At 59.8% G+C, this 19,012-nt stretch carries 17 protein-coding genes and 1 pseudogene; 9 read left to right on the plus strand and 9 right to left on the minus strand.

The genetic code is table 11. The annotated features are described in order from the left end of the window. Positions 1-60 precede the first annotated feature (60 nt). From AB4N84_RS21310 to AB4N84_RS21325, 4 genes are all read left to right on the plus strand, one after another. Entirely contained in the window at positions 61-810 is a 750-nt protein-coding gene (locus tag AB4N84_RS21310) for an SDR family NAD(P)-dependent oxidoreductase (RefSeq protein ID WP_460043027.1), read from the plus strand. Between the two features lie 97 nt (positions 811-907). Beyond that, on the plus strand, positions 908-2,209 hold the full coding sequence (locus AB4N84_RS21315; protein WP_460043028.1) for an MFS transporter: 1,302 nt from the start codon (positions 908-910) through the stop codon (positions 2,207-2,209). A 19-nt stretch (positions 2,210-2,228) separates the two neighbouring features. Continuing rightward, positions 2,229-3,077: a transketolase gene (locus tag AB4N84_RS21320; protein WP_460043029.1), complete on the plus strand. Its 849-nt coding sequence runs from the start codon at positions 2,229-2,231 to the stop codon at positions 3,075-3,077. Continuing rightward, the gene (locus AB4N84_RS21325; protein WP_460043030.1) at positions 3,074-4,081 is read left to right on the plus strand and encodes a transketolase family protein; all 1,008 of its coding nucleotides are present in this window, start codon (positions 3,074-3,076) and stop codon (positions 4,079-4,081) included. The genes AB4N84_RS21320 and AB4N84_RS21325 overlap by 4 nt, the downstream gene beginning before the upstream one ends. Here the strand turns inward: AB4N84_RS21325 and AB4N84_RS21330 are convergent. Together AB4N84_RS21330 and AB4N84_RS21335 are read right to left on the minus strand one after the other, a co-directional pair. Further along, a complete protein-coding gene (locus AB4N84_RS21330) occupies positions 4,078-4,254 on the minus strand; it encodes a hypothetical protein (RefSeq protein ID WP_167362022.1) in 177 nt (58 codons plus the stop codon). The two genes, AB4N84_RS21325 and AB4N84_RS21330, sit on opposite strands and share 4 nt — an antisense overlap. A gap of 121 nt (positions 4,255-4,375) precedes the next feature. Further along, positions 4,376-5,263 carry an ATP-binding protein gene (locus AB4N84_RS21335; protein ID WP_074749535.1) on the minus strand — a complete coding sequence of 296 codons (888 nt, stop codon included), beginning with the start codon at positions 5,261-5,263 and terminating at the stop codon, positions 4,376-4,378. Between the two features lie 611 nt (positions 5,264-5,874). Between AB4N84_RS21335 and AB4N84_RS21340 the strand changes: the two genes are divergently transcribed. From AB4N84_RS21340 to AB4N84_RS21350, 3 genes are all read left to right on the plus strand, one after another. Beyond that, the gene (locus tag AB4N84_RS21340) at positions 5,875-6,273 is read left to right on the plus strand and encodes a hypothetical protein (protein WP_460043032.1); all 399 of its coding nucleotides are present in this window, start codon (positions 5,875-5,877) and stop codon (positions 6,271-6,273) included. A 34-nt stretch (positions 6,274-6,307) separates the two neighbouring features. Then, positions 6,308-6,730, plus strand: coding sequence for an Ohr family peroxiredoxin (locus AB4N84_RS21345; protein WP_074749537.1), 423 nt, complete (start codon positions 6,308-6,310; stop codon positions 6,728-6,730). 151 nt (positions 6,731-6,881) lie between these two features. Next, on the plus strand, positions 6,882-9,800 hold the full coding sequence (locus tag AB4N84_RS21350; RefSeq protein ID WP_460043033.1) for an ATP-binding protein: 2,919 nt from the start codon (positions 6,882-6,884) through the stop codon (positions 9,798-9,800). On the opposite strand, the gene AB4N84_RS21355 is transcribed toward AB4N84_RS21350, so the two are convergent. The 5 genes from AB4N84_RS21355 to AB4N84_RS21375 form a co-directional block, all read right to left on the minus strand. After that, the gene (locus AB4N84_RS21355; protein ID WP_074749539.1) at positions 9,797-10,462 is read right to left on the minus strand and encodes a response regulator transcription factor; all 666 of its coding nucleotides are present in this window, start codon (positions 10,460-10,462) and stop codon (positions 9,797-9,799) included. The genes AB4N84_RS21350 and AB4N84_RS21355 overlap by 4 nt on opposite strands. A 33-nt stretch (positions 10,463-10,495) precedes the next feature. After that, positions 10,496-10,867, minus strand: a complete 372-nt coding sequence (locus tag AB4N84_RS21360; RefSeq protein WP_074749540.1) for a response regulator — start codon at positions 10,865-10,867, stop codon at positions 10,496-10,498. Next, entirely contained in the window at positions 10,864-13,713 is a 2,850-nt protein-coding gene (locus AB4N84_RS21365) for a PAS domain-containing protein (RefSeq protein WP_083370564.1), read from the minus strand. The genes AB4N84_RS21360 and AB4N84_RS21365 overlap by 4 nt, the downstream gene beginning before the upstream one ends. 200 nt (positions 13,714-13,913) lie before the next feature. Then, positions 13,914-14,171, minus strand: coding sequence for a DUF2790 domain-containing protein (locus AB4N84_RS21370; protein ID WP_074749541.1), 258 nt, complete (start codon positions 14,169-14,171; stop codon positions 13,914-13,916). Between the two features lie 187 nt (positions 14,172-14,358). After that, complete coding sequence (locus AB4N84_RS21375) at positions 14,359-15,588, minus strand: MFS transporter (protein ID WP_074749542.1); 1,230 nt, start codon at positions 15,586-15,588, stop codon at positions 14,359-14,361. 141 nt (positions 15,589-15,729) lie between these two features. Between AB4N84_RS21375 and AB4N84_RS21380 the strand changes: the two genes are divergently transcribed. Beyond that, positions 15,730-16,548 carry an AraC family transcriptional regulator gene (locus AB4N84_RS21380; protein WP_460043035.1) on the plus strand — a complete coding sequence of 273 codons (819 nt, stop codon included), beginning with the start codon at positions 15,730-15,732 and terminating at the stop codon, positions 16,546-16,548. An 83-nt stretch (positions 16,549-16,631) separates the two neighbouring features. Here AB4N84_RS21380 and AB4N84_RS21385 read toward each other — a convergent pair whose 3' ends face one another. Together AB4N84_RS21385 and AB4N84_RS21390 are read right to left on the minus strand one after the other, a co-directional pair. Then, positions 16,632-17,048 (minus strand): LysR substrate-binding domain-containing protein, encoded by a 417-nt coding sequence (locus tag AB4N84_RS21385; RefSeq protein ID WP_460047090.1) that lies wholly within the window; start codon positions 17,046-17,048, stop codon positions 16,632-16,634. A gap of 370 nt (positions 17,049-17,418) precedes the next feature. After that, positions 17,419-17,607: pseudogene (locus AB4N84_RS21390) on the minus strand (LysR family transcriptional regulator); the annotation flags it as partial. On the opposite strand from AB4N84_RS21390, the gene AB4N84_RS21395 reads away from it, so the two are divergent. After that, positions 17,549-18,997 carry an MFS transporter gene (locus AB4N84_RS21395; protein WP_460043036.1) on the plus strand — a complete coding sequence of 483 codons (1,449 nt, stop codon included), beginning with the start codon at positions 17,549-17,551 and terminating at the stop codon, positions 18,995-18,997. The pseudogene AB4N84_RS21390 and the gene AB4N84_RS21395 sit on opposite strands and share 59 nt — an antisense overlap. Positions 18,998-19,012 lie beyond the last annotated feature (15 nt).

The raw sequence follows: 19,012 nt of genomic DNA on the forward strand, positions 1-19,012 counted from the left end.
ATCGATTCTCAGGGATCGAAGCCACTCAAAATCTCATAAAAACAATCAGAGGTTTCGCTCATGCTTCTTCAGGGCAAAGTTGCAATCATCACGGGTGCAGCATCCGCACGTGGTATCGGTCGGGCCACCGCGGCCACCTTCGCTCAGCACGGGGCAAAGGTCGTCATTCTCGACCTCGATGCAGCCGCCGCACGTGACGCTGCAGCGTCGCTGGGCGAAGGTCATCTCGGACTCGCTGCCAACGTCGCCGACGAGGCACAGGTCAACAAGGCCATCGCCCAGGTCATCGAGCACTTCGGCCGTATCGACGTGTTGATCAACAATGCCGGTATCACCCAACCCCTCAAGACCCTCGACATCCGCCACGCGGACTACGACAAAGTGCTCGATGTCAGTCTGCGCGGCACGTTGTTGATGTCCCAAGCGGTCATTCCGCTGATGCGCAAGCAGTCTTCGGGCAGCATCGTGTGCATGTCCTCGGTGTCCGCGCAGCGTGGCGGCGGTATCTTCGGCGGTCCTCACTACAGCGCCGCAAAAGCCGGTGTGCTGGGTCTGGCCAAGGCCATGGCTCGCGAACTCGGTCCTGACAACGTGCGCGTCAACTCCATCGCCCCCGGCTTGATCCATACCGATATCACCGGTGGCCTGATGCAGGATGAGCGCCGTCACGCGATCATCGACGGCATTCCGCTGGGCCGTCTGGGTGAGGCGCAGGACGTGGCCAATGCGGCACTGTTTCTGGCCAGTGACCTGTCTTCTTACCTGACAGGCATTACGCTGGATGTTAACGGCGGCATGCTGATTCACTGACAACAAGTGGCCGGGCGATCCGCCCGTACTGTTCTGGATCGATGATTCGCCGGGCTCTGCAGCCTGGCGGTCTATAAAAACAAGAGATCAGATCATCATGATTACCACCATGACGCTCGACGCGGCATCGGCCGTGCGCTCGAATGCTTATCGCAAAACCGCCTGGCGCCTGATGCCATTCCTCATGCTGTGCTACCTCTGCGCGTATCTGGATCGGGTCAACGTCGGTTTCGCTAAGTTGCAGATGATGAATGACCTGTCGCTCAGCGAGACCGTTTACGGGCTCGGCGCCGGCATGTTCTTTCTCGGCTATTTTCTCTGCGAAGTCCCCAGCAACCTGATCCTGCACAAAGTCGGCGCTCGTCGCTGGATCGCACGCATCATGATCTCGTGGGGGATCATCTCGGCACTCTTCGCCTTCGTGGAAACGGCTTGGCAGTTTTACGCGTTGCGCTTCCTGCTGGGCATTGCCGAAGCGGGCCTGGCCCCTGGCTTGCTGCTGTACCTGACGTACTGGTTCCCGTCTTACCGTCGGGCAAAGATGACGGTGCTCTGGTTCGTGGCCATCCCGTTGTCGGGCATGATCGGCGGCCCGTTGTCCGGCTGGATCATGAACCACTTCGCGGGCATGCACGGCTGGTCCGGCTGGCAGTGGATGTTCGTAATCGAGGCCATTCCCACGGTCATCGTCGGGTTGCTGGTGCTGACCTACCTGAAAGATGGCGTGCATCAGGCCACCTGGCTCACCGACGACGAAAAGGAGCTGGTGAACAAGGAACTGGCAGAAGACAACAGCCGCAAAGTGACCCATGCATCGCCGCGCGAATTCATTCGTGATCGCCGTCTCTGGTTGTTGGCCTGCATCTACTTCTGCGTGGTCATGGGTCAGTACGCAATCACGTTCTGGCTGCCAACGCTGATCCGTAACGCGGGTGTCTCCGACCCGCTGCACATCGGCCTGGTGACCAGCCTGCCGTACCTGTGCGCCATCGTCGCGATGCTGTTGATGGGCCGCAGTGGAGACAAGCACCGCGAGCGCCGCTGGCACCTGGTCGTCCCCATGATCGCTGGCGCCATCGGCCTCACGCTGGCGGCGTTGATGGGCGGCAACCTGGTGTTTTCTGTGCTGAGTCTGTGTCTGGCGGCAGCGGGCGTGCTGTCTGCGTCTTCACTCTTCTGGATGTTACCCACCACGCTATTGGGCGGGGTATCAGCGGCAGCCGGCATCGCGGGCATCAACAGCTTCGCCAACCTTGCGGGTTTCTGCTCGCCCTATCTGATCGGCTGGATCACGACCACGACCGGATCGAGCGCCATCGGTATGTACCTCATCACCGCTGTGCTGTTTATCGGCGCAGTTCTGGTGCTGCGTATTCCGGCCGCGTCGGTCAATCGTTGAGTCAATGGAGACTTCTCAAATGACAGTTCATGCATCACACACCCGCCTCGCGTCACTGACCGAGCGCGCTTACAACATTCGTCGTCACGCACTGCGCATGGGCCAGGTTCAGGGCCAGGGCTATGTCGGGCAAGCGTTGGGCGCCGCCGATCTGCTGGCCGTGTCGTACTTTCACGCGCTGCGCTATCAGCCGGACAATCCTGAGTGGGAAGGGCGTGACCGCTTTTACCTTTCCATCGGCCACTATGCGATTGCCTTGTACGCCGCGCTGATCGAGGCGGGCGTCATTCCGCTGGATGAGTTGGAAACCTACGGTTCGGACGACAGCCGTCTGCCGATGTCGGGCATGGCGGCTTACACCCCCGGCATGGAAATCACCGGCGGGTCGCTCGGGCACGGCCTGGGGATCGCAGTCGGCGCCTGCCTGGGACTCAAGCGCAAAAAATCCGACTCGTTCGTCTATAACCTGCTTTCCGACGGTGAGCTGAACGAGGGCTCGACCTGGGAAGCTGCCATGTCGGCTTCGCACTGGAAGCTCGACAACCTGATCGCGATCATCGACGTGAACAACCAACAGGCGGACGGACATTCCAGCGAGGTGTTGGCGTTCGAGCCCATCGTCGATCGTTGGCAGGCATTTGGCTGGTTCACTCAACGGGTGGACGGCAACGACCTGCACGCGCTGGTCGACGCATTCGACGCCGCGCGCAACCACACCGGCAGCCAACCTCGCGTGATCATCTGCGACACCAAAATGGGCAAAGGGGTGGATTTCCTCGAGACCCGTGAAAAGACCCACTTCATCCGCGTCGATGAAAACGAGTGGGATCTGGCATTGCAAAACCTTCAGGTCGGGAGCGACAAATGAGCACGGTAAACACCCCTCAAAGCGGTAAAAAACGCCTGACAACCTCGGCCATGATCGCCTCCATTGCCTCGGAAGGTCAGGCCACCCGGTCCGCGCCCTTCGGCCATGCGCTGGCGGCGCTGGCAGAGCAACGCCAGGACATCGTCGGGCTGTCTGCCGACCTGTCGAAATACACGGACCTGCACATCTTCGCCAAGGCGCACCCGGACCGTTTCTACCAAATGGGCATGGCCGAGCAACTGCTGATGAGCGCCGCCGCAGGCATGGCGCGTGAGGGCTTCACGCCGTTCGCCACGACCTACGCGGTATTCGCTTCACGTCGTGCCTACGACTTCATCTGCATGGCGATTGCCGAGGAAAACCTCAACGTCAAGATCGTCTGTGGTTTGCCCGGACTCACCACCGGTTACGGCCCCAGTCACCAGGCCACCGATGACCTGGCGATCTTCCGCGCCATGCCCAATCTGATGATCGTCGACCCCTGCGATGCGCTGGAGATCGAGCAGGCCGTGCCGGCCATCGCCGCTCACCAAGGCCCTGTTTATATGCGTTTGCTGCGCGGGAATGTACCGGTCGTGCTGGATGAGTACGGTTACACGTTTGAAATCGGCAAAGCGAAGACCCTGCGCACGGGCAACGATGTTCTGATCATTTCTACCGGCCTGATGACCATGCGCGCTCTTGAGGCGGCCGAGAAGCTGAAAGCCGATGGTGTCGACGTGGCGGTGCTGCACGTGCCCACGGTCAAACCCCTGGATGAACAAACCATTCTGGCTGAAGCGCGTAAATCCGGACGGCTGGTGGTGACGGCCGAGAACGCATCGATCATCGGTGGTTTGGGCGAGGCGGTGGCGGGGCTGCTCATGCGAAGTGGCGTGACACCGACCTTCCGCCAGATAGCATTGCCGGACGCGTTTCTGGACGCGGGCGCGCTGCCGACCCTGCATGACCGTTACGGGATCTCAACCGACGCGGTGAGTGCTCAGATAAAAGCGTGGCTCTAACGAACGCCCTGCCATAAAAAACCGCCCTGGATGGGCGGTTTTTGAATCTGTGCTGAGTAGTCGTCCTTGTACAGTTGCAGCAAGCGCGCCTGGAGGCTTGTCACGTCGTTCGCCGATTGCTCCAGGTTCTGGCGGTACTCCGTCCAGTCAGCCTGCAGCAGGCTGAAGCTCACGCGCTGTCTGAGGTCATCGATCCCCTTAGCGAACAATGCTGACGGGGGCAGAGTGCTCGACGGGGGGGCGGGTGTCATCTTGGCGACCACTCGGCGCCGGACACAGCTGGGGTGCCCGGGGTCAGTGAGCAAGCGACTTCAATGTCACTTGGACGCACAGGCCGCCACCGGCGCGCGCCGACAGTTTCAACTGTCCGCCCAGAACGCACGCGAGTTGATTGGCGATCGCCAGGCCTAGCCCCGAGCCTTTGGTCCCGTTTTGACGATCAGACGGGATTCTGTAAAAGGGCTGCAGTACTCGCTCAAGTTCCGATTCGGGTATGCCGGGGCCTCGATCCAGAATGCAGATCAGGATGACGCCAGGGACCTGTGAGTCGGCCTCCAGCTGCGCGCCCCCGCCATACTTAATGGCGTTGTCGATCAGGTTGACCAGAAGCCGACGAAGTACATAGGGCTGGGTGTGAAGCACGTGTTTGCCGACGATCCGGTGCTGAATCGGTTTGCCCATGTCCTCGTAATCGAACACCAGCGTTTCAAGAAACGCATTCAGGTCGACTCGATGGTTGTTTTCGCTGGACGCTTGGGCGCTACAGGCATAAGACACACCCTCGGTAATCAAGTGCTCGATCTCGCCCAGGTCATGGCAAAGTTTTTCTTTTTCGCAGGACTCATCCATGAACTCTGTGCGCAAGCGCATGCGCGTAATAGGGGTTTGCAGGTCATGGGAGATGGTGGCCAGAATCAGTAAATGCTCCTTCAGATGGATGGCTACCCGATCCTGCATCGCGTTCAATGCAGCGGCTGCGTTGGCTATTTCCAGAGGACCCGTTTCATCGAGTCTGATAAGGCGGTTTTGTGGATCCAGGTATTCGATTTCCCGCGACAGCTTGATCAAGGGTCTGATCGACGCTCTGACCGCGAGCCAGGCACACCCGCAGATCAGCAGGACCTGAAGAAATTCGACCGCCGAGGCGCAAGGAGACGAAACGTCTTTGATTGCAGAAAGCATCTGTGTCAGGAGCAGGCTGACAACGAAGATCGCAAAAAGTCGAAAGGATAACGTGTGAGTCCACTTGGGAGAGTGGTCACGAATATTATTAAGGACGGAAGGCATCGTACTTTCTCCACTGCTGGACGAGACTATTAGCGGGGGATTACCCGGTCGTCGAGATCAGTCACCAATCAATAAAACCATTGAGCGAGCCCGCCAGCCATTACACGTTGGTGCCATCCGGGTGTGAATGGACTCTGGCGGCCCGAGCAGCGGGGGCGCTGAGCCTGCTCACGTAAAGAGACAGTTCATGAGCGCAGCATCGGCATGTTTACGTGTGGTGGAACGTGCTGCCCGGTCGCACATTGCGATTCTGAGTCGATCCGGTATTGACACTCACGCGTGTTCCGCCAACCCGATACGGTGCGGGCTTAGTGGTTCCGAGCGCTTGGTTAAGGTGTGTTAAGCCGTTCAACTAACACACGCTAACAGCGAATAACTGGCACCAGGCCAACGGGCCACTCATCCTACAGTCTCGAAACAGCGGTCTGGACACACGAACCTGCAGCGGCTGCCAGACAGCAGCGTTGTCATTGACAGGTGAATCGAAGACTTGGAAGGGATTGATCATGAACGATGGCTACCGCAATAGCGGCCTCTGTGGCATTGACTGGCTCAGCAACGAAGAGCTTGGACGATTGATTGCTAATGTCGTGGTGCAGGAAAAGGGGGCGTCGCAACAATTGTTTGCGGCCGTTGCCCCTTTGCTCATGGCGTTTTATGAAGGTCAGGTACAGGCCGGCCGGGCCAGGCACGAACACCTTGAGACCCTTGTTCAGGAGGCGTTCATGGTCGTTCACCAACGCAGCGCCAGCTTCGATTGCGCGCTATCGACACGTGCCTGGCTGATCGATATTGCTCGCTGCAAGCTAGTCGACTACCTGCAGTCGATTGGTGATGAAGCCTTGGTGGCGGTGTCCGCCGCAGTACCCTTCGCCAGCGAACACGTAAGATCGAAAGCGCTATGAACATGCTTGCGATGAAGTCGATTCAGAGAACGCCATGATCAATATTGAGAAAATTCTGTACTCAAGTCGGACCCGAACGACGGGAGGGCGCGAAGGCTCGGGGAACAGCCTTGATGGCCGACTCGACGTGTTGCTCTCACCGCCGGGTACGCCAGGACATGGCACCAATCCCGAACAGTTGCTTGGAGTGGGCTGGTCGGCTTCGCTCATCAGCTCGCTTCGTCATGCGTGCAATGCTCGCAAGGTTACGTTTCCCGCTGACACTGCGGTCGAGGCGCAAATCGATTTGGGGCATGGGGAAAGGGGATTTTTCCTGAGGGCTCATCTGTCGATCGCTTTGCCCGGAGTCGACGAGGCGCTTGTCCATGAACTGGTCGAGGCTGCCACCCATACCTGTCCCTTCTCCAAAGCGATGCGCGAAAACATCGATGTCAACATCGTTGGCGCCATTGAGTAACCCTGCGTTGGCTTCCGGTCTGACGGATTGCGTGGTCTGCCTGAGGGGCGCTGCCGTGCTTGAACGATCATGCAAAACACTTATCATGCAGGAACCCGCGCGCAGGGCTTTTCACTGCGAGACACCGCCACCCTTCAAGAGAACGATCCTTGTGGAGCCCTCCTCAGGCGAGCTGCTCGAATCACTCAGTACTCAGTATGCGTTTGGGCCGTTCTGCGTGGTTCCGGCCAAGCGGCTGATCGCAAAGAATGGCATCCCCATCGAGATAGGCGGGCGCGCGCTGGATCTGCTGATTGCGCTGCTGGAAAACCCTGGTCGGGTGTTGTCCAAACGCGAGCTGATTCGCCGTGTCTGGCCCGACATCGTCGTTGAAGAAGGGAGTCTGCGGTTTCACATGAACGCACTTCGTCGCATTCTCGCCGACGGTGAGGGCGGAGCGCGTTACATCGCCACCCAGGTAGGCGTCGGCTATGCATTCGTCACACCGATAGAGAAAACTCACCCAGAGCCTGCTGCGACCCCTGGCGACAACTCGCCGGCGTCGGCAGGTGTGGAAGCGGTCGGCTATGTCAGTAGTGTGGGAAGCCTGCCGCCCAGAGCGAAGCTGATAGGGCGAGAGGCCGATGTGAGGCTGATTGCCGATCATTTGCAGCAACCCAAACTTTTCACCGTCGTGGGGCCCGGAGGGGTGGGCAAGACCAGTCTCGTGGTGGATGTCGCGCACCAGATTGCCAGCCATGACTATGAGCGTGTTCGTTTCGTGGACCTGGCTCAGGTGGAGGATGCGGCGCTGGTGCCTTCCGCACTCGCGGGGTCGCTCGACATTCCTGTTCAGGCCGAAGACCCGCTGTTCGTGTTACTGGCGCACTTGCGTGGACGCAGACTGCTATTGGTCATCGACAATTGCGAACATGTGATCGATGCCGTCTGCGAGGTTGTCGAGCAGATCAGGGATGCCGCACCGGGAGTCGGGCTCCTGGCGACCAGCCGTGAACCGTTGCGTGCCAAGGGCGAGTACGTGCACTGGTTGAACCCGCTGGATTTTCCTTCCGAACCACACCATTTTGCCAGCGACGAGCTCCTGGCGTTCCCGGCGCTGAGGTTGTTTGTGGAACGGGCCACTTCGAGCAACACAACGCTGGCGCTTGGAGAGGGTGACGCCCTGTTGATTGCGGACATGTGCAAGCGGCTGGAAGGCATGGCGTTACCGATTGAGCTCGCAGCGGTGCGTGTCGCCAGCCACGGGGTGAAGCCGACGCATACGTCGCTGGGCGAGCGTTTCTCGCTCGGGTGGTCGGGGCGACGTACGGCACTGCCCCGGCATCAGACGCTGCGCGCCATGTTCGATTGGAGCTATGACATCCTCAGTCCTGCCGAGCGCCTGGCGTTTGCGCGTCTCTCGATTTTTGTCGGGCCTTTTTCCCAGGAAGCGGCTGCTCAGGTCATTGCTGACCGGCAGATCGATTCGATCGCTGCGGCGGCGATCCTTGACGACCTGGCTTCCAAGGGGCTGGTCACTGTGGACCATTCGGATTCGATGTCGGCGTATCGTCTGCTTGAAATGACGCGGGCCTACACCCGCGAAAAGCTCACCCTGTATGGCGACAGCGAGGTGAATGCGCTGGCCTTCAGGCATGCGGCGTTTTATCTGAATCTGCTTGGCAAACTGGGTGGCTCGCCAGAAGAAATTTTCACGGGTTCCGCACGCCTGGCGAGCCAGTTGGGCAATATTCGAAGCGCGCTTGAGTGGAGTTTCGGCCCTCATGGCGATCCCGGGTTGGCGCTGCCGCTGGCTGCCGCGAGCACTCACCTTTTTCTGCATTTTTCGTTACTGGTGGAGTGCCGCACCTGGTGTGCGCGTGCGACCGAGTTGCTCTCATTGGGCTATTTCGGCACCCCGGCCGAGCTGGAGCTTCAGGCTGCACTGGGGCTCGTGCTGATGTTCACCCAAGGCAACACCGAGGCTGCGGAAAAGGCGTTGCTTCGGGCGCTGGATATTGCGGTCTCGCTGAACGACCGTTGGTCGCAGCTGAGGTTGCTCGGGCGGTTGCAGATCTTTTACGAACGCATCGGCGATTTTGCATCCTCATTGGCCTGGGCTGAGCACGCTGTCCAGGTGGGCGCGTTGATCGGCGATCCTGAGGCGACCGCCATCGCCGCTTCGCTTGCGGGCATCTCCCATCATTTGCTGGGTAACCAGACCCTTGCGCGGCAAGAGCTGGAAAACTCTCTGCGCCACAGTTTGCCGTCCAGGCGTAGCAACACAATCCACTATGGGTTTGATCATCGAAATCGTACAGGGCTGGCGTTGGCGCGCACGCTCTGGCTGCAGGGCCACCCGGATCAGGCGCAGGCCTGGGCGGCACAAGTGGAAGCTGAAGCCGCGGAGCTCGAGCACGCCGTCACGTTTTGTATAGCGGTGATCTGGACGTCTTGCGTCTATATCTGGAACGGCGATCTGGAGAAAGCCACGGCCAGCCTGGACACCTTTAGCCGAATATCGCAGGCGAATGCGTTCAGACCTTATCTGTCGGCGGCGAAGGGGCTGCGGGCCGCCGTTGCCATTCGCTCCAAAACGGCGGGAAATGCTGTCTCGGTGCTGGAGGAAAGCCTTCATCAGCTGCACGGCATGCGTTATGAGCTGCTGACCACCTCGTTCGAAATTGCCTTGGCGGAAGGACTGATCATGGAGGGCCAGCATGAAAAGGCCGCCTCGCTCCTCGCCCGGACCATTGACCACTGCCACCAGAGCGGAGACGCCTTCGCGCTGCCTGAATTGTTGAGAATCCAGGCCGGTGTGGTTCAGGCACTTGAGCCAGACAATGAGGGTCTGGCGGAGGAGATTCTGACTGAGTCGCTCCAGTTGAGTCGCCAGCAGGGCGCCCGTGCTTGGGAGCTGCGCACTTCGATGGACCTTGCACGGTTGTGGCTGGACCAGGGCCGCAGGACGCAGGCCTCGGAGCTGCTCCGGGCTTGCCGGTCATGGGTAACGGAAGGGTTCGGTACGCTGGACGTTCGTGAGCTGCACGCGATCGAGCAACGCATTCAACGTGCACAATCGCTTGACTAGGCCACCGGGAGCGAAAGCGTCGCTGCCGTTTTGACCAGATCAGCCAGTGAACGCACTTTCATCTTGCGCATGACTTTGCCACGGTGGGCCTTCACCGTGATTTCGCTGATGTTGAGATCAGCCGCTATCACTTTGTTCATCCTTCCCGCCACCACCATCGTCATGACCTCCTGCTCGCGAGGTGTGAGGGTCGCGTACAAGATGCGCAAGGCCTGCACATGTCGGTCGTGCTCCAGGGCGGCACGGCTGGTCTCAAGCGCGTCGGTGATGGCGCAGAGCAGGACGTCGTCATCGAACGGTTTGGTCAGAAACTCGACGGCGCCGGCTTTCATGGCGCGCACCGTTGCCGGAATGTCTCCGTAGCCGGTGATGAAGATGATGGGCATGCACGAACCGTCGTGGGCGATCAAGGACTGTAAGTCCAGGCCGCTGAGATCGGGGAGATTCATATCCAGCACCAGACAGCTGGGCACTGACGGCCGCGGATGATCGAGAAAGGCCTGGGCGGACTCGAAGAGGCGTGGTTCCCATTGGGCGACACGGATCAGCAATTCGAGGGATTCGCGCACGGAAATGTCGTCGTCCACGACGAAGACGATGGGTGTGACGACGGTTGTTGTCCCGGCGCTTCGATCGCGCGCGGGTAGGGTGGTCAGGTTCAAGATGCGGTCTCCTCATGGATTCGTTTGCGGCGCTCAGGCCACCGGCAGTGCCGCGCTCAGGGCCTTGAGCAATTGAGCTTCACTGAACGGTTTCATCAGGCAGTCCACGGCACCATGGCTCATTAAACGTGGCCGCTCGCTGAGATCCCCATGAGCGGTGATGAAAATGATCGGGATGCAAAAGCCTCGAACTTTCAACTCTTGCTGCAGTTGCGGTCCGGACATGCCAGGCATGGCAATGTCGAGAATCAGGCAGCGCGTCTGATCAACATGGGCTGACGCCAGGAAGGCCTGTGCGGAGGAGAAGGCCTGAACGGCGAATCCGAACTCTTTGAGCAGGTCCGGCAGCGATTCACGCACCGACTCGTCGTCATCCACGACAGATACGAGTAATGGCATGTTCATTTCAAATCCCTCTCGGCGTGACGCTCATCATCGTTCAGGTCTTGCGAGGCAAGGGGTTCGTCGCACGCGGGGGAAGAACGGTCGAGGCCCTGCGGGATGGAAAACTGGAACGTGGCACCGGGGCCCTCGTTCACCGATGCCCAGAGTCGTCCGTCATGCCGCTCGATGATTGACCGGCTGATGGATAATCCGATGCCCATGCCGGTATTTTTGGTGGTGTAGAACGCATTGAAAAGCCGCTCCGAATCCTGCAGATCAAAACCGCTGCCGTTGTCCCTGACCGCAAGGTTCACGTCGTGGTTTTCATTGACCCGCGTGGTGATCAGCATGCGCCGTGAGCGGCTGCTGACTTTGTTCATAGACTCGGCCGCATTCAAGATGAGGTTCAGGATCACTTGCTGGAGTTGGACCCGGTCACCTTGAACCGTCGGGAGCGCGTCGGCGAAGTCGGGCTGGATCATGACGCCATTGCGTTGCATCTCGCCCAGGATCATCGCAATGACCTCACGTGCGGCTTCGTTCAGGTCAACGTCTTCGATGCTGATGCTCTTTTTTGCGTACAGCGCACGCAGGCGCTTGATGACATCCGCCGCCCGGTTCCCGTCACGAATGGTGCGGCGTGCCGTTTCCCGAGCCCCCTCGATGTTGGGTGGTTCCGCCCCTAGCATGCGCAGACAGGTGCTGGCATTGGTGATGATGCCCGCCAGCGGTTGATTGACCTCGTGCGCAATCGACGCGGTGACGGCGCCCAGGCTTGCAACGCGGGCAAGGTGCGACAGCTCCGAGCGCACCTTGCTCAAGGTCTCTTCCGACACCCTGCGTTGTGTCACGTCCTGAACGGCCGCAATGTATTCAAGCTCGCCCCTTGCGTCCGGGATGAGGTGGGCGACGAGGTGGACGAACTTCACTTTACCGCCAGGCATCAGCAGGCGAGGTTCGTGCTCGAAGTCTCTTCCAGGGGCTCGCGCAAGCCTTAACGCCTCTTTGAAGGTCGACACGTCGTCCGGGTGGATTCGCTGGTATAGAAGGTCGAGCGTAGGCCTGACGCTCGTGTCCACCTCAAGAATGCGGTACATCTCCTCTGAACAGATGATGTCGTCGGCCCCCAATCGCCAAGAGAATGTTCCCGTAGCACTCAAGCGCTGTGCCTTGGCCAGGAACGCCTCGCTTTGCATCAGTGCCGCGTCCGCCCGCGCACGTTCAATGGCAATGCTCGCCAGGTGCGTGAATTGAGCGATGAGGTTGTTCTGTTCGGGTGAAGGTGTTGCAGGGGCCCTTGGATAGAAAGCGAGTACGCCGGTTACGTCCAATCCGGTGGAGGTGATGGGCAGCGCCCAGATTGCCCGCACCCCCTGCTCGAGGGCAACCGCTCGCCAGCGTTCCCAACGGCTCTCTTCAGTCAGATCGCTCACGATGACGGGGGCATTGAGTACGGCCGCCGCCATCGTCGGGCAGGTGTCCACACCCGCGCCGCTGTTGTCGCCCAACTGGATCAGACCGGAGGGCGCATTTGGCGACGCACAGGTCTGCAACCGAAGGCCCGCGTCGGTCGACAAGTGCGACCGTTTCTGGTCCACCACCGCCACGCAGCACCCGCAGTCGTCCACCATTACCTCGACCAATTCGCATAACTTTCCCAGAATGGCACTCAGCGGCGAGCCTGCGGCCATCATGCCGAACAGCAGTTTTTCTCCCGCCAGAAGCCTTTCGGTCTGCTTACGGTCTTCAATATCGGTGTTCTCGCCGAACCAGCTCGCCACGGCGCCGGACTCATCGCGTTGCGGCACGGTACGGATCAGGAACCAGCGATAGGCACCGTCGAAGCGGCGAAGGCGTGCTTCGAACTCCCCTGCATGACCCAACGCAAGCAGCTTCACCCAATACTCTTCCAGTGCCTGAGCATCGTCCGGGTGAACGGTGGCGGTCCATCCAGACCCCCGCGATTGATCGGCGGTCATCCCCGTATAATCACACCATCGTTGATTAACAAAGCTGACGCTGCCATCGGGCGCCGCACTCCACACGAACCCCGGCACCGCGTCGATCAGGTTGCGCATCCGGTCTTCGGAGGCACTGACCTCGCGCAGGGCTTTGACGATCAAGGCCTTGTCCCGTTTACGTTCGTCAACGTCGACCTGCAGCACGCACCAGCGAACGATGCGGTCCTGCTGGTCGCGAATCGGCAGGCCGCGCACATGAAACCAGTGATAAACGCCGTCGAATCGGCGGATCCTGAGCTCGATGTCGTAGGGCTCACCCGTATGGATCGAGTGAGTCCAGGCCGCCGTCACGGCAGCCAGATCCTGACTGTGAATCGTGCCGCTGGTTGACCAGTTTTTCAGCGCGTCGAACGGCAACCCGATGTAGTCGTTGATCTGCCGATTGACCTGCTCCAGTTCGCCATCGGGTGTCATGAACGCCACCATCGCGGGGATACTGTCGATGATCGAGGTGACGTCCATCTTGTCGGACTGCTGCTGGCTGGATTGCGCTGGAAGGGTGTCGATGTCGATGAACAGGCCGCACCATTTCGCAAGCTGGCCATCTTCGTTGCACATCGCATTGGCCCGAAGCAGAAAACGGCGATAGAGACCATCGCGTCGCAGGAGGCGAATGACAATGTCATCGGCGTGGCCACGACGGGTGGCTGATGCCCAGTATGCGAGCATGTGCGACCGGTCTGCGGGATGTATGACAGACAGCCAGCCCATTGCTGCTGACTGCTCGAGGCTCAGGCCGGAGTAGGCGCGCCAGCAATGATTGACGTAGCCGAAGGCGCCATCGGGCGACGCGGTGAATGCGATACCCGGTAGCGTATCGACAACGCGGTCGAAGTCATTCGGCATGCCCGTTCTCACCTTAGCAGTCACTATCCGGGAAGGATGCGCCATCCTTTGGGCGCCCGCCCATCATACTTTGGTGTCGCCAGTGTCCTCTGTGGCAGGGCAGCAGGACGGCCAGGTCGTCCAGTCATCGACCCGCCCGTGCGGCCGATTGAGTCAATAACGCGTCACGCCGAACCTGACGCGCCTGACGCACCTCGCACTCAACCGTTCTGGTTATGACAATTGTCCGCAGGCTTCAAGTAGTCGAGCATCCGGGTCTGACCTTTGGCGTCCAGGTACGTGATATGGGTCGTCACCAAACCGCAGGTGGCTGACGGCTCCTGGCTCGACGACAGCACGTGCTGAATGTCCGGCGCAGAGGCGAGGCCTGCAAAGGAGGAGGCCTCGGCCCGAGCGGCGAAGGTGCAAACGTTCAAGGCGGCGAACAGGCAAGCGGCGAGCGTCAGTTTCGATTTCATTTCTGTGTCCTCATGGTCGTCGGTCAGTAAACGTGCTGAGCTGAGGCGCCTGTGCGTCGCCCCGATGGAAGCCATTGAACGACGCCGAGGTATCTCGAATGTGTCGCGCAGCGGGCCTCGGCGCATCGTTTCGTGTAGGAAGGCAATCGGTACACAGAGCGATACAAATGGCTGCCGCTCTAAACGCCTACCTCATCAACTTGCGTTCGATCGTTGCCGCCAGGCGGGAAGTCCTGGCGGGTTTGAGCATCGGTGCGAAGCAGACCATCAGGACCGTGACTGCAAAGAGCATTTCATACGACAGCGTGTAGCTTGCGGTGTGGTCCCGCAGTGCGCCGAAGCTGAGGGGGCCGAGTGCCGCGATCAGGTACCCGATGAACAGCATAAAGACGGTCCAGGCGCTGGCTTGCTCGGGTGTTGCGACGTTATCCAATGGCAGCGTCATGGCTACGGTGAAGCCCATGCCCAGTCCTATTGCAGCGAGAACCACGTAAAGGGTGGGCGCCAGTCCTGGAGCGAGCCACAGACCGCCCATTCCCAGTGCTGCGAGCAAAGATGAAGCCCCTAGCATCAGACGACGATCGTGTGCGTTGCCTGGCATCATTCCCGCCCCGACACTGGCTATCGCGAACACGGCCGTGAACACGCCGAGTAGAACGCCGGAGGGTAGTTGGCTGATTGCCGTCTCGGATGACGCGGGGGCTAGCCAGGCAAATAAGGCGTACACCACGAACTGACCGGCGCCGAAGTTGAGTGCGACCAGCCACGCTTGCGGATCGGCCCACGGCAAGGGGACGGCGGGTTTGATGTGCGTTTTCGCACCCTGAGCCCCGGTGACGAAGTACCGGCTCATCCAGACCCAGCTGATCACGGCGGTCACGCACAGAATGCTCCAGACGCCTGCGCTGAATCTCCAGCTCTGGGTCAGCTCGGCGATCGGCGCTGCGAAAACCGCACCCAAGGTGGCACCCAGACTCAGGCCTGCCGCGTAAATACCCATGAAAAAGGCTGCGCGATGGGGGAAGTGTGACTTGATCCAGCCACCGATCAGTGCTCCTGCCACGGCAATCCCTACGCTGATAAGGAATGTGCTTCCCAGCAGGAAGAGGGGGCTTGGCGAAAGCGCCCGCAGCAGGGTAGAGGCGCCAAGCAGGGTCAGGGCGACTACGACGCAGCGGTCGGTACCAAAGCGTTGTATCAACTTGGGGGCTCCCAGGGCGAAAATGCTCATGCACACGTCAGGGATCGAGGTCAGGAGTGCTGCTTGGGTAAAGTTGAGATGAAAGTGCTGCTGGATCAAAAGCAGGATGGGGCCTATCGATACGATGGCAGGGCGCAACGCGATCGAAAGAACCAAGAGACCGACGACGGCTGTGATCGAATGTCTGCTGCTGATGGGGGGGTGAGACGCTTTCATGAAAGGCCCTCAGTGAGTGATTGGAACGAGGGTGATGGTAGAAATGATCGAGACACGACAAATGCCAATAATCATCGCGAAAGTGACAACCTGTGATGGAGCAAGCGGTGTGCGGCCGCTTGATGGCAGGGAGATAGCCTGATGGAAAGAGAGGTTCGGACTGCCGCCGTTTGTGTTACGCAAACGGGTCGCAGCGAGGATTACCTGGACTATCGGGATGTCACTCGGCCAATGACGGTTCTGGTGCGCAATCAACAAACCGGGGCCTACAACGCGCCGCACACCCACCGGCATGGACAAGTGCTCTACGCGTGCGCCGGGGTGATGCGCGTTTCGGCACAGAACGGGCTCTGGTATCTCCCGCCCAGGCGAGCCTTGTGGATTCCCGCCGGGGTGGTGCACGATCAATTGATGTTGAGTCCCGTCAAGTTGCGTTCGGTGTATATCGATCCGCAGGCCTGCGGTGTATTCGGGCCCACGTGCAAGGTGGTGGAGGTGTCGGTGATGCTGCGTGAGCTGATCCTGGCGCTTGCCGACCAGCCGGTTGAATACCCGCAGAACAGCCGGAACGCGCATATCGTTGCGCTTATTCTCAGTGAGCTCGAGCGGTCTCGTAGCCTGCCGGTGCAGATACCGTGGCCGGTGGATCGTCGCCTGGCAGTCGTCTGCGAGGCCATCCTGGCAAGGCCTGAAAACGCGCAGTCTGTGGAGTATTGGGCCGATAAAGTGGGGGCCAGTTCGCGAACGTTAATCCGGTTGTTCCTCAAGGAAACCGGGCTCACGTTTCGTCACTGGGTGCAGCAGGTACGTCTGGCCACCGCACTGGATCGGCTGGAACAGGGCCAGTCGGTAGGCGTGATCGCTCGCGACCTGGGCTATACCAGCGCCAGCGCGTTCAGTGCGATGTTTCGTCGGGTCACGGGTGAGTCGCCCCGAGAGTTTCTGATGCCCGGACGTTGAGTGATGGGACCCTTCACGCGGGCTGCCTCGGCGGTCATCGGAACGGCCGGATCTTCCCGTGTCCGGTCGCCTGATAACGACGGCTAACGATCCCGTGCGAAGAGCGGCATGCGCTCGGTAATCCAGTTCAGGCACTCTTCGGCAGCAGCGGACAACGGGCGCCGGGCTTTTACCAACAGGCGTGCGTGAGCGCTCTGGAAAAAACTGTGGTTGATGGGAAGCGCGACGAGTTCGTCTCCTGTGATACTCAAAGAGTCCGCAAATCCACCCAGTAACGTGATGCCGTTGCCCCGGCTTACAAAACGTCGCAGCCCTTCCAGCGAGTTGGTGACCAAGGTGGGGTGCAGTTGCAGGTTTTCCGAGAAAGCGACCCAGCGCACGGCTTGGCCGAGGCCATATTCCGGGGGCATGAGAGCGAGCGGGTAGTCGAGCAGCTCCCTGACCTCCACCGCAGTGCCGCGCAACGCCAGAGGATGACGTGCATGCACCAGCAGTTCCACCGGCTGCGAAGCGCTGCGCCGGTATTCGATTTCGGGGTGAGGGGGAGGGGTTGTAGGCCAGTCCGATGTGGGCTTTGTTCTGCGCAACTTCGGTGAGCACCTCGTCCACCGGCAGAATGTCCATCATTATCCTGAGCCCGGGATAGGTCGTACAAAAATCGGTGAGCACTGACTCCATAAGCCCGTCCACATAGCCCTGACTCAAAACGATGCGGATCTCACCGGTTTGCAAGCCCATCAGTGCATTCAGTTGGTCTTCCAGACGCTCCTGCTCAGACTGACAGCCGCGCCAGAAGTCCAGAAGGTAGTGGGCAGCCGCAGTGGGCTGCACACCCCGGGCCTGACGCTCGAACAACAGCGCGCCCACCTCGCTTTCCAGCAGTTTGATCTGCCGGGTAATGACCGAAGGCGCTGTGTTCAGATTGTCTGCAGCGCCCCGGATCGATCCGCTTTTGAGCACCTCGTAGAAGTAGCGTATTCGACGCTGGTTGAGTTCGCGCATGTTCGCCTCCGTTGCTCGAAGGGCAACGATAGCAGCAATAAGTTGCTCTTGCTGCATCGGCCTCTGCGACGGACGATTGGGCCATCGAGCAGGCGATCACCTTGCGCCTGGCTTACCCACACGAGGTCTGGCCATGTCAGTCGAATCGAACAACAACAATAATCCAGATGCACTGTCCCGCCTGTATCGCAAGATCAGTTGGAGGCTGTTGCCGTTTCTGCTCCTCTGTTACGTCTTCGCGTATCTGGATCGCGTCAACATCGGCTTCGCCAAATTGCAGATGCAGGCGGATCTGGGATTCAACGACAAGGTGTACGGTATCGCCGCCGGTATGTTTTTCGTGGGCTATGTGCTGTTTGAAGTCCCCAGCAATCTGATGCTTCCAAAAGTCGGCGTGCGCCGCACCGTGGGCCGGATCATGGTGTTGTGGGGGCTGACGTCGACGAGCATGCTGTTCGTCCAGAGCCAAACCACCTTTTATGTATTGCGCTTCATCCTCGGCGTGTTCGAAGCTGGCTTCGCTCCTGCGATGATTTTCTACATGACCTATTGGTATGCGCAGAAACGCATGGCCAGTGTGATGTCGATCATCTGGTTGGCGGCGCCCCTGGCTGGCATTTTTGCAGCGCCCGTTTCCACCTGGATCATGGACGCCTTCGCCGGTCACGGTGGGTTGGCGGGGTGGCAGTGGATGTTCCTGTTGGAGGGGCTGCCCTGTGCGGCACTCGGCGTTGTTGCCTGGTTCTATCTGACCGATCGACCGGCAGATGCGGATTGGTTAAGCGCAGATGAAAAGCGATTACTGGCGGCGCAAGTCAACGTGGAAAAGGCCCCCCACCACTCGTTCAAGGCCGTCATGCGTGATCCAAAAATCTACCTGCTTGCGGCAGCCTATTTCTGTCTTTTGAACGGCATCTACACGACCAGCTTCTGGTTACCGACGTTGCTACGAGACGCGGGAATTGCCGACATCAAACAAATCGGACTGTACACGGCCATTCCTTACGTCGCGGCGGTGGTCGCAATGATTGTTTTCAGCCGCAGCTCCGATCGACACGGGGAGCGACGGCTGCACAGTGCCATCCCCGCGTTGATCGCCGCTGTGGCATTGGCATGCAGTACGCAAATCATCGGCAATCTTTTCTGGACGATGGTGAGCCTGATCGTTGCAACTTCCATGAGCTGGGTGGCCTATACCGTGTTTTGGGCCATGCCTGGCCAATTCCTCAAAGGCGATAGCGCGGCAGGCGGAATCGCCTTGATCAACAGCATCGGCCAGACCGGCGGCTTTTTCAGCCCGATTATCATCGGATGGGCGAAAACGGCGACCGGGACCACCAGCAGCGGCCTGTTGTTGATGTCGTCGCTGCTGGTCGTCGGAGCGCTGTTATTGCTGGCCAGTCGTGCGCCGGAGCAATCAATCGCAAGCGCGTTGCCTGTGCAGTGAGCGGTCATCGCAGCA

The organism is Pseudomonas sp. S2_H01, from assembly GCF_054668305.1.

Excerpts from the sequence above, each read along its gene's own strand:
- AB4N84_RS21310 (WP_460043027.1), top strand. The coding sequence starts at position 61 with ATGCTTCTTCAGGGCAAAGTTGCAATCATCACGGGTGCAGCATCCGCA.
- AB4N84_RS21315 (WP_460043028.1), top strand. The coding sequence starts at position 908 with ATGATTACCACCATGACGCTCGACGCGGCATCGGCCGTGCGCTCGAAT.
- AB4N84_RS21320 (WP_460043029.1), top strand. The coding sequence starts at position 2,229 with ATGACAGTTCATGCATCACACACCCGCCTCGCGTCACTGACCGAGCGC.
- AB4N84_RS21325 (WP_460043030.1), top strand. The coding sequence starts at position 3,074 with ATGAGCACGGTAAACACCCCTCAAAGCGGTAAAAAACGCCTGACAACC.
- AB4N84_RS21335 (WP_074749535.1), bottom strand. The coding sequence starts at position 5,263 with ATGCTTTCTGCAATCAAAGACGTTTCGTCTCCTTGCGCCTCGGCGGTC.
- AB4N84_RS21340 (WP_460043032.1), top strand. The coding sequence starts at position 5,875 with ATGAACGATGGCTACCGCAATAGCGGCCTCTGTGGCATTGACTGGCTC.
- AB4N84_RS21345 (WP_074749537.1), top strand. The coding sequence starts at position 6,308 with ATGATCAATATTGAGAAAATTCTGTACTCAAGTCGGACCCGAACGACG.
- AB4N84_RS21360 (WP_074749540.1), bottom strand. The coding sequence starts at position 10,867 with ATGAACATGCCATTACTCGTATCTGTCGTGGATGACGACGAGTCGGTG.
- AB4N84_RS21365 (WP_083370564.1), bottom strand. The coding sequence starts at position 13,713 with ATGCCGAATGACTTCGACCGCGTTGTCGATACGCTACCGGGTATCGCA.
- AB4N84_RS21370 (WP_074749541.1), bottom strand. The coding sequence starts at position 14,171 with ATGAAATCGAAACTGACGCTCGCCGCTTGCCTGTTCGCCGCCTTGAAC.
- AB4N84_RS21375 (WP_074749542.1), bottom strand. The coding sequence starts at position 15,588 with ATGAAAGCGTCTCACCCCCCCATCAGCAGCAGACATTCGATCACAGCC.
- AB4N84_RS21380 (WP_460043035.1), top strand. The coding sequence starts at position 15,730 with ATGGAAAGAGAGGTTCGGACTGCCGCCGTTTGTGTTACGCAAACGGGT.
- AB4N84_RS21395 (WP_460043036.1), top strand. The coding sequence starts at position 17,549 with ATGTTCGCCTCCGTTGCTCGAAGGGCAACGATAGCAGCAATAAGTTGC.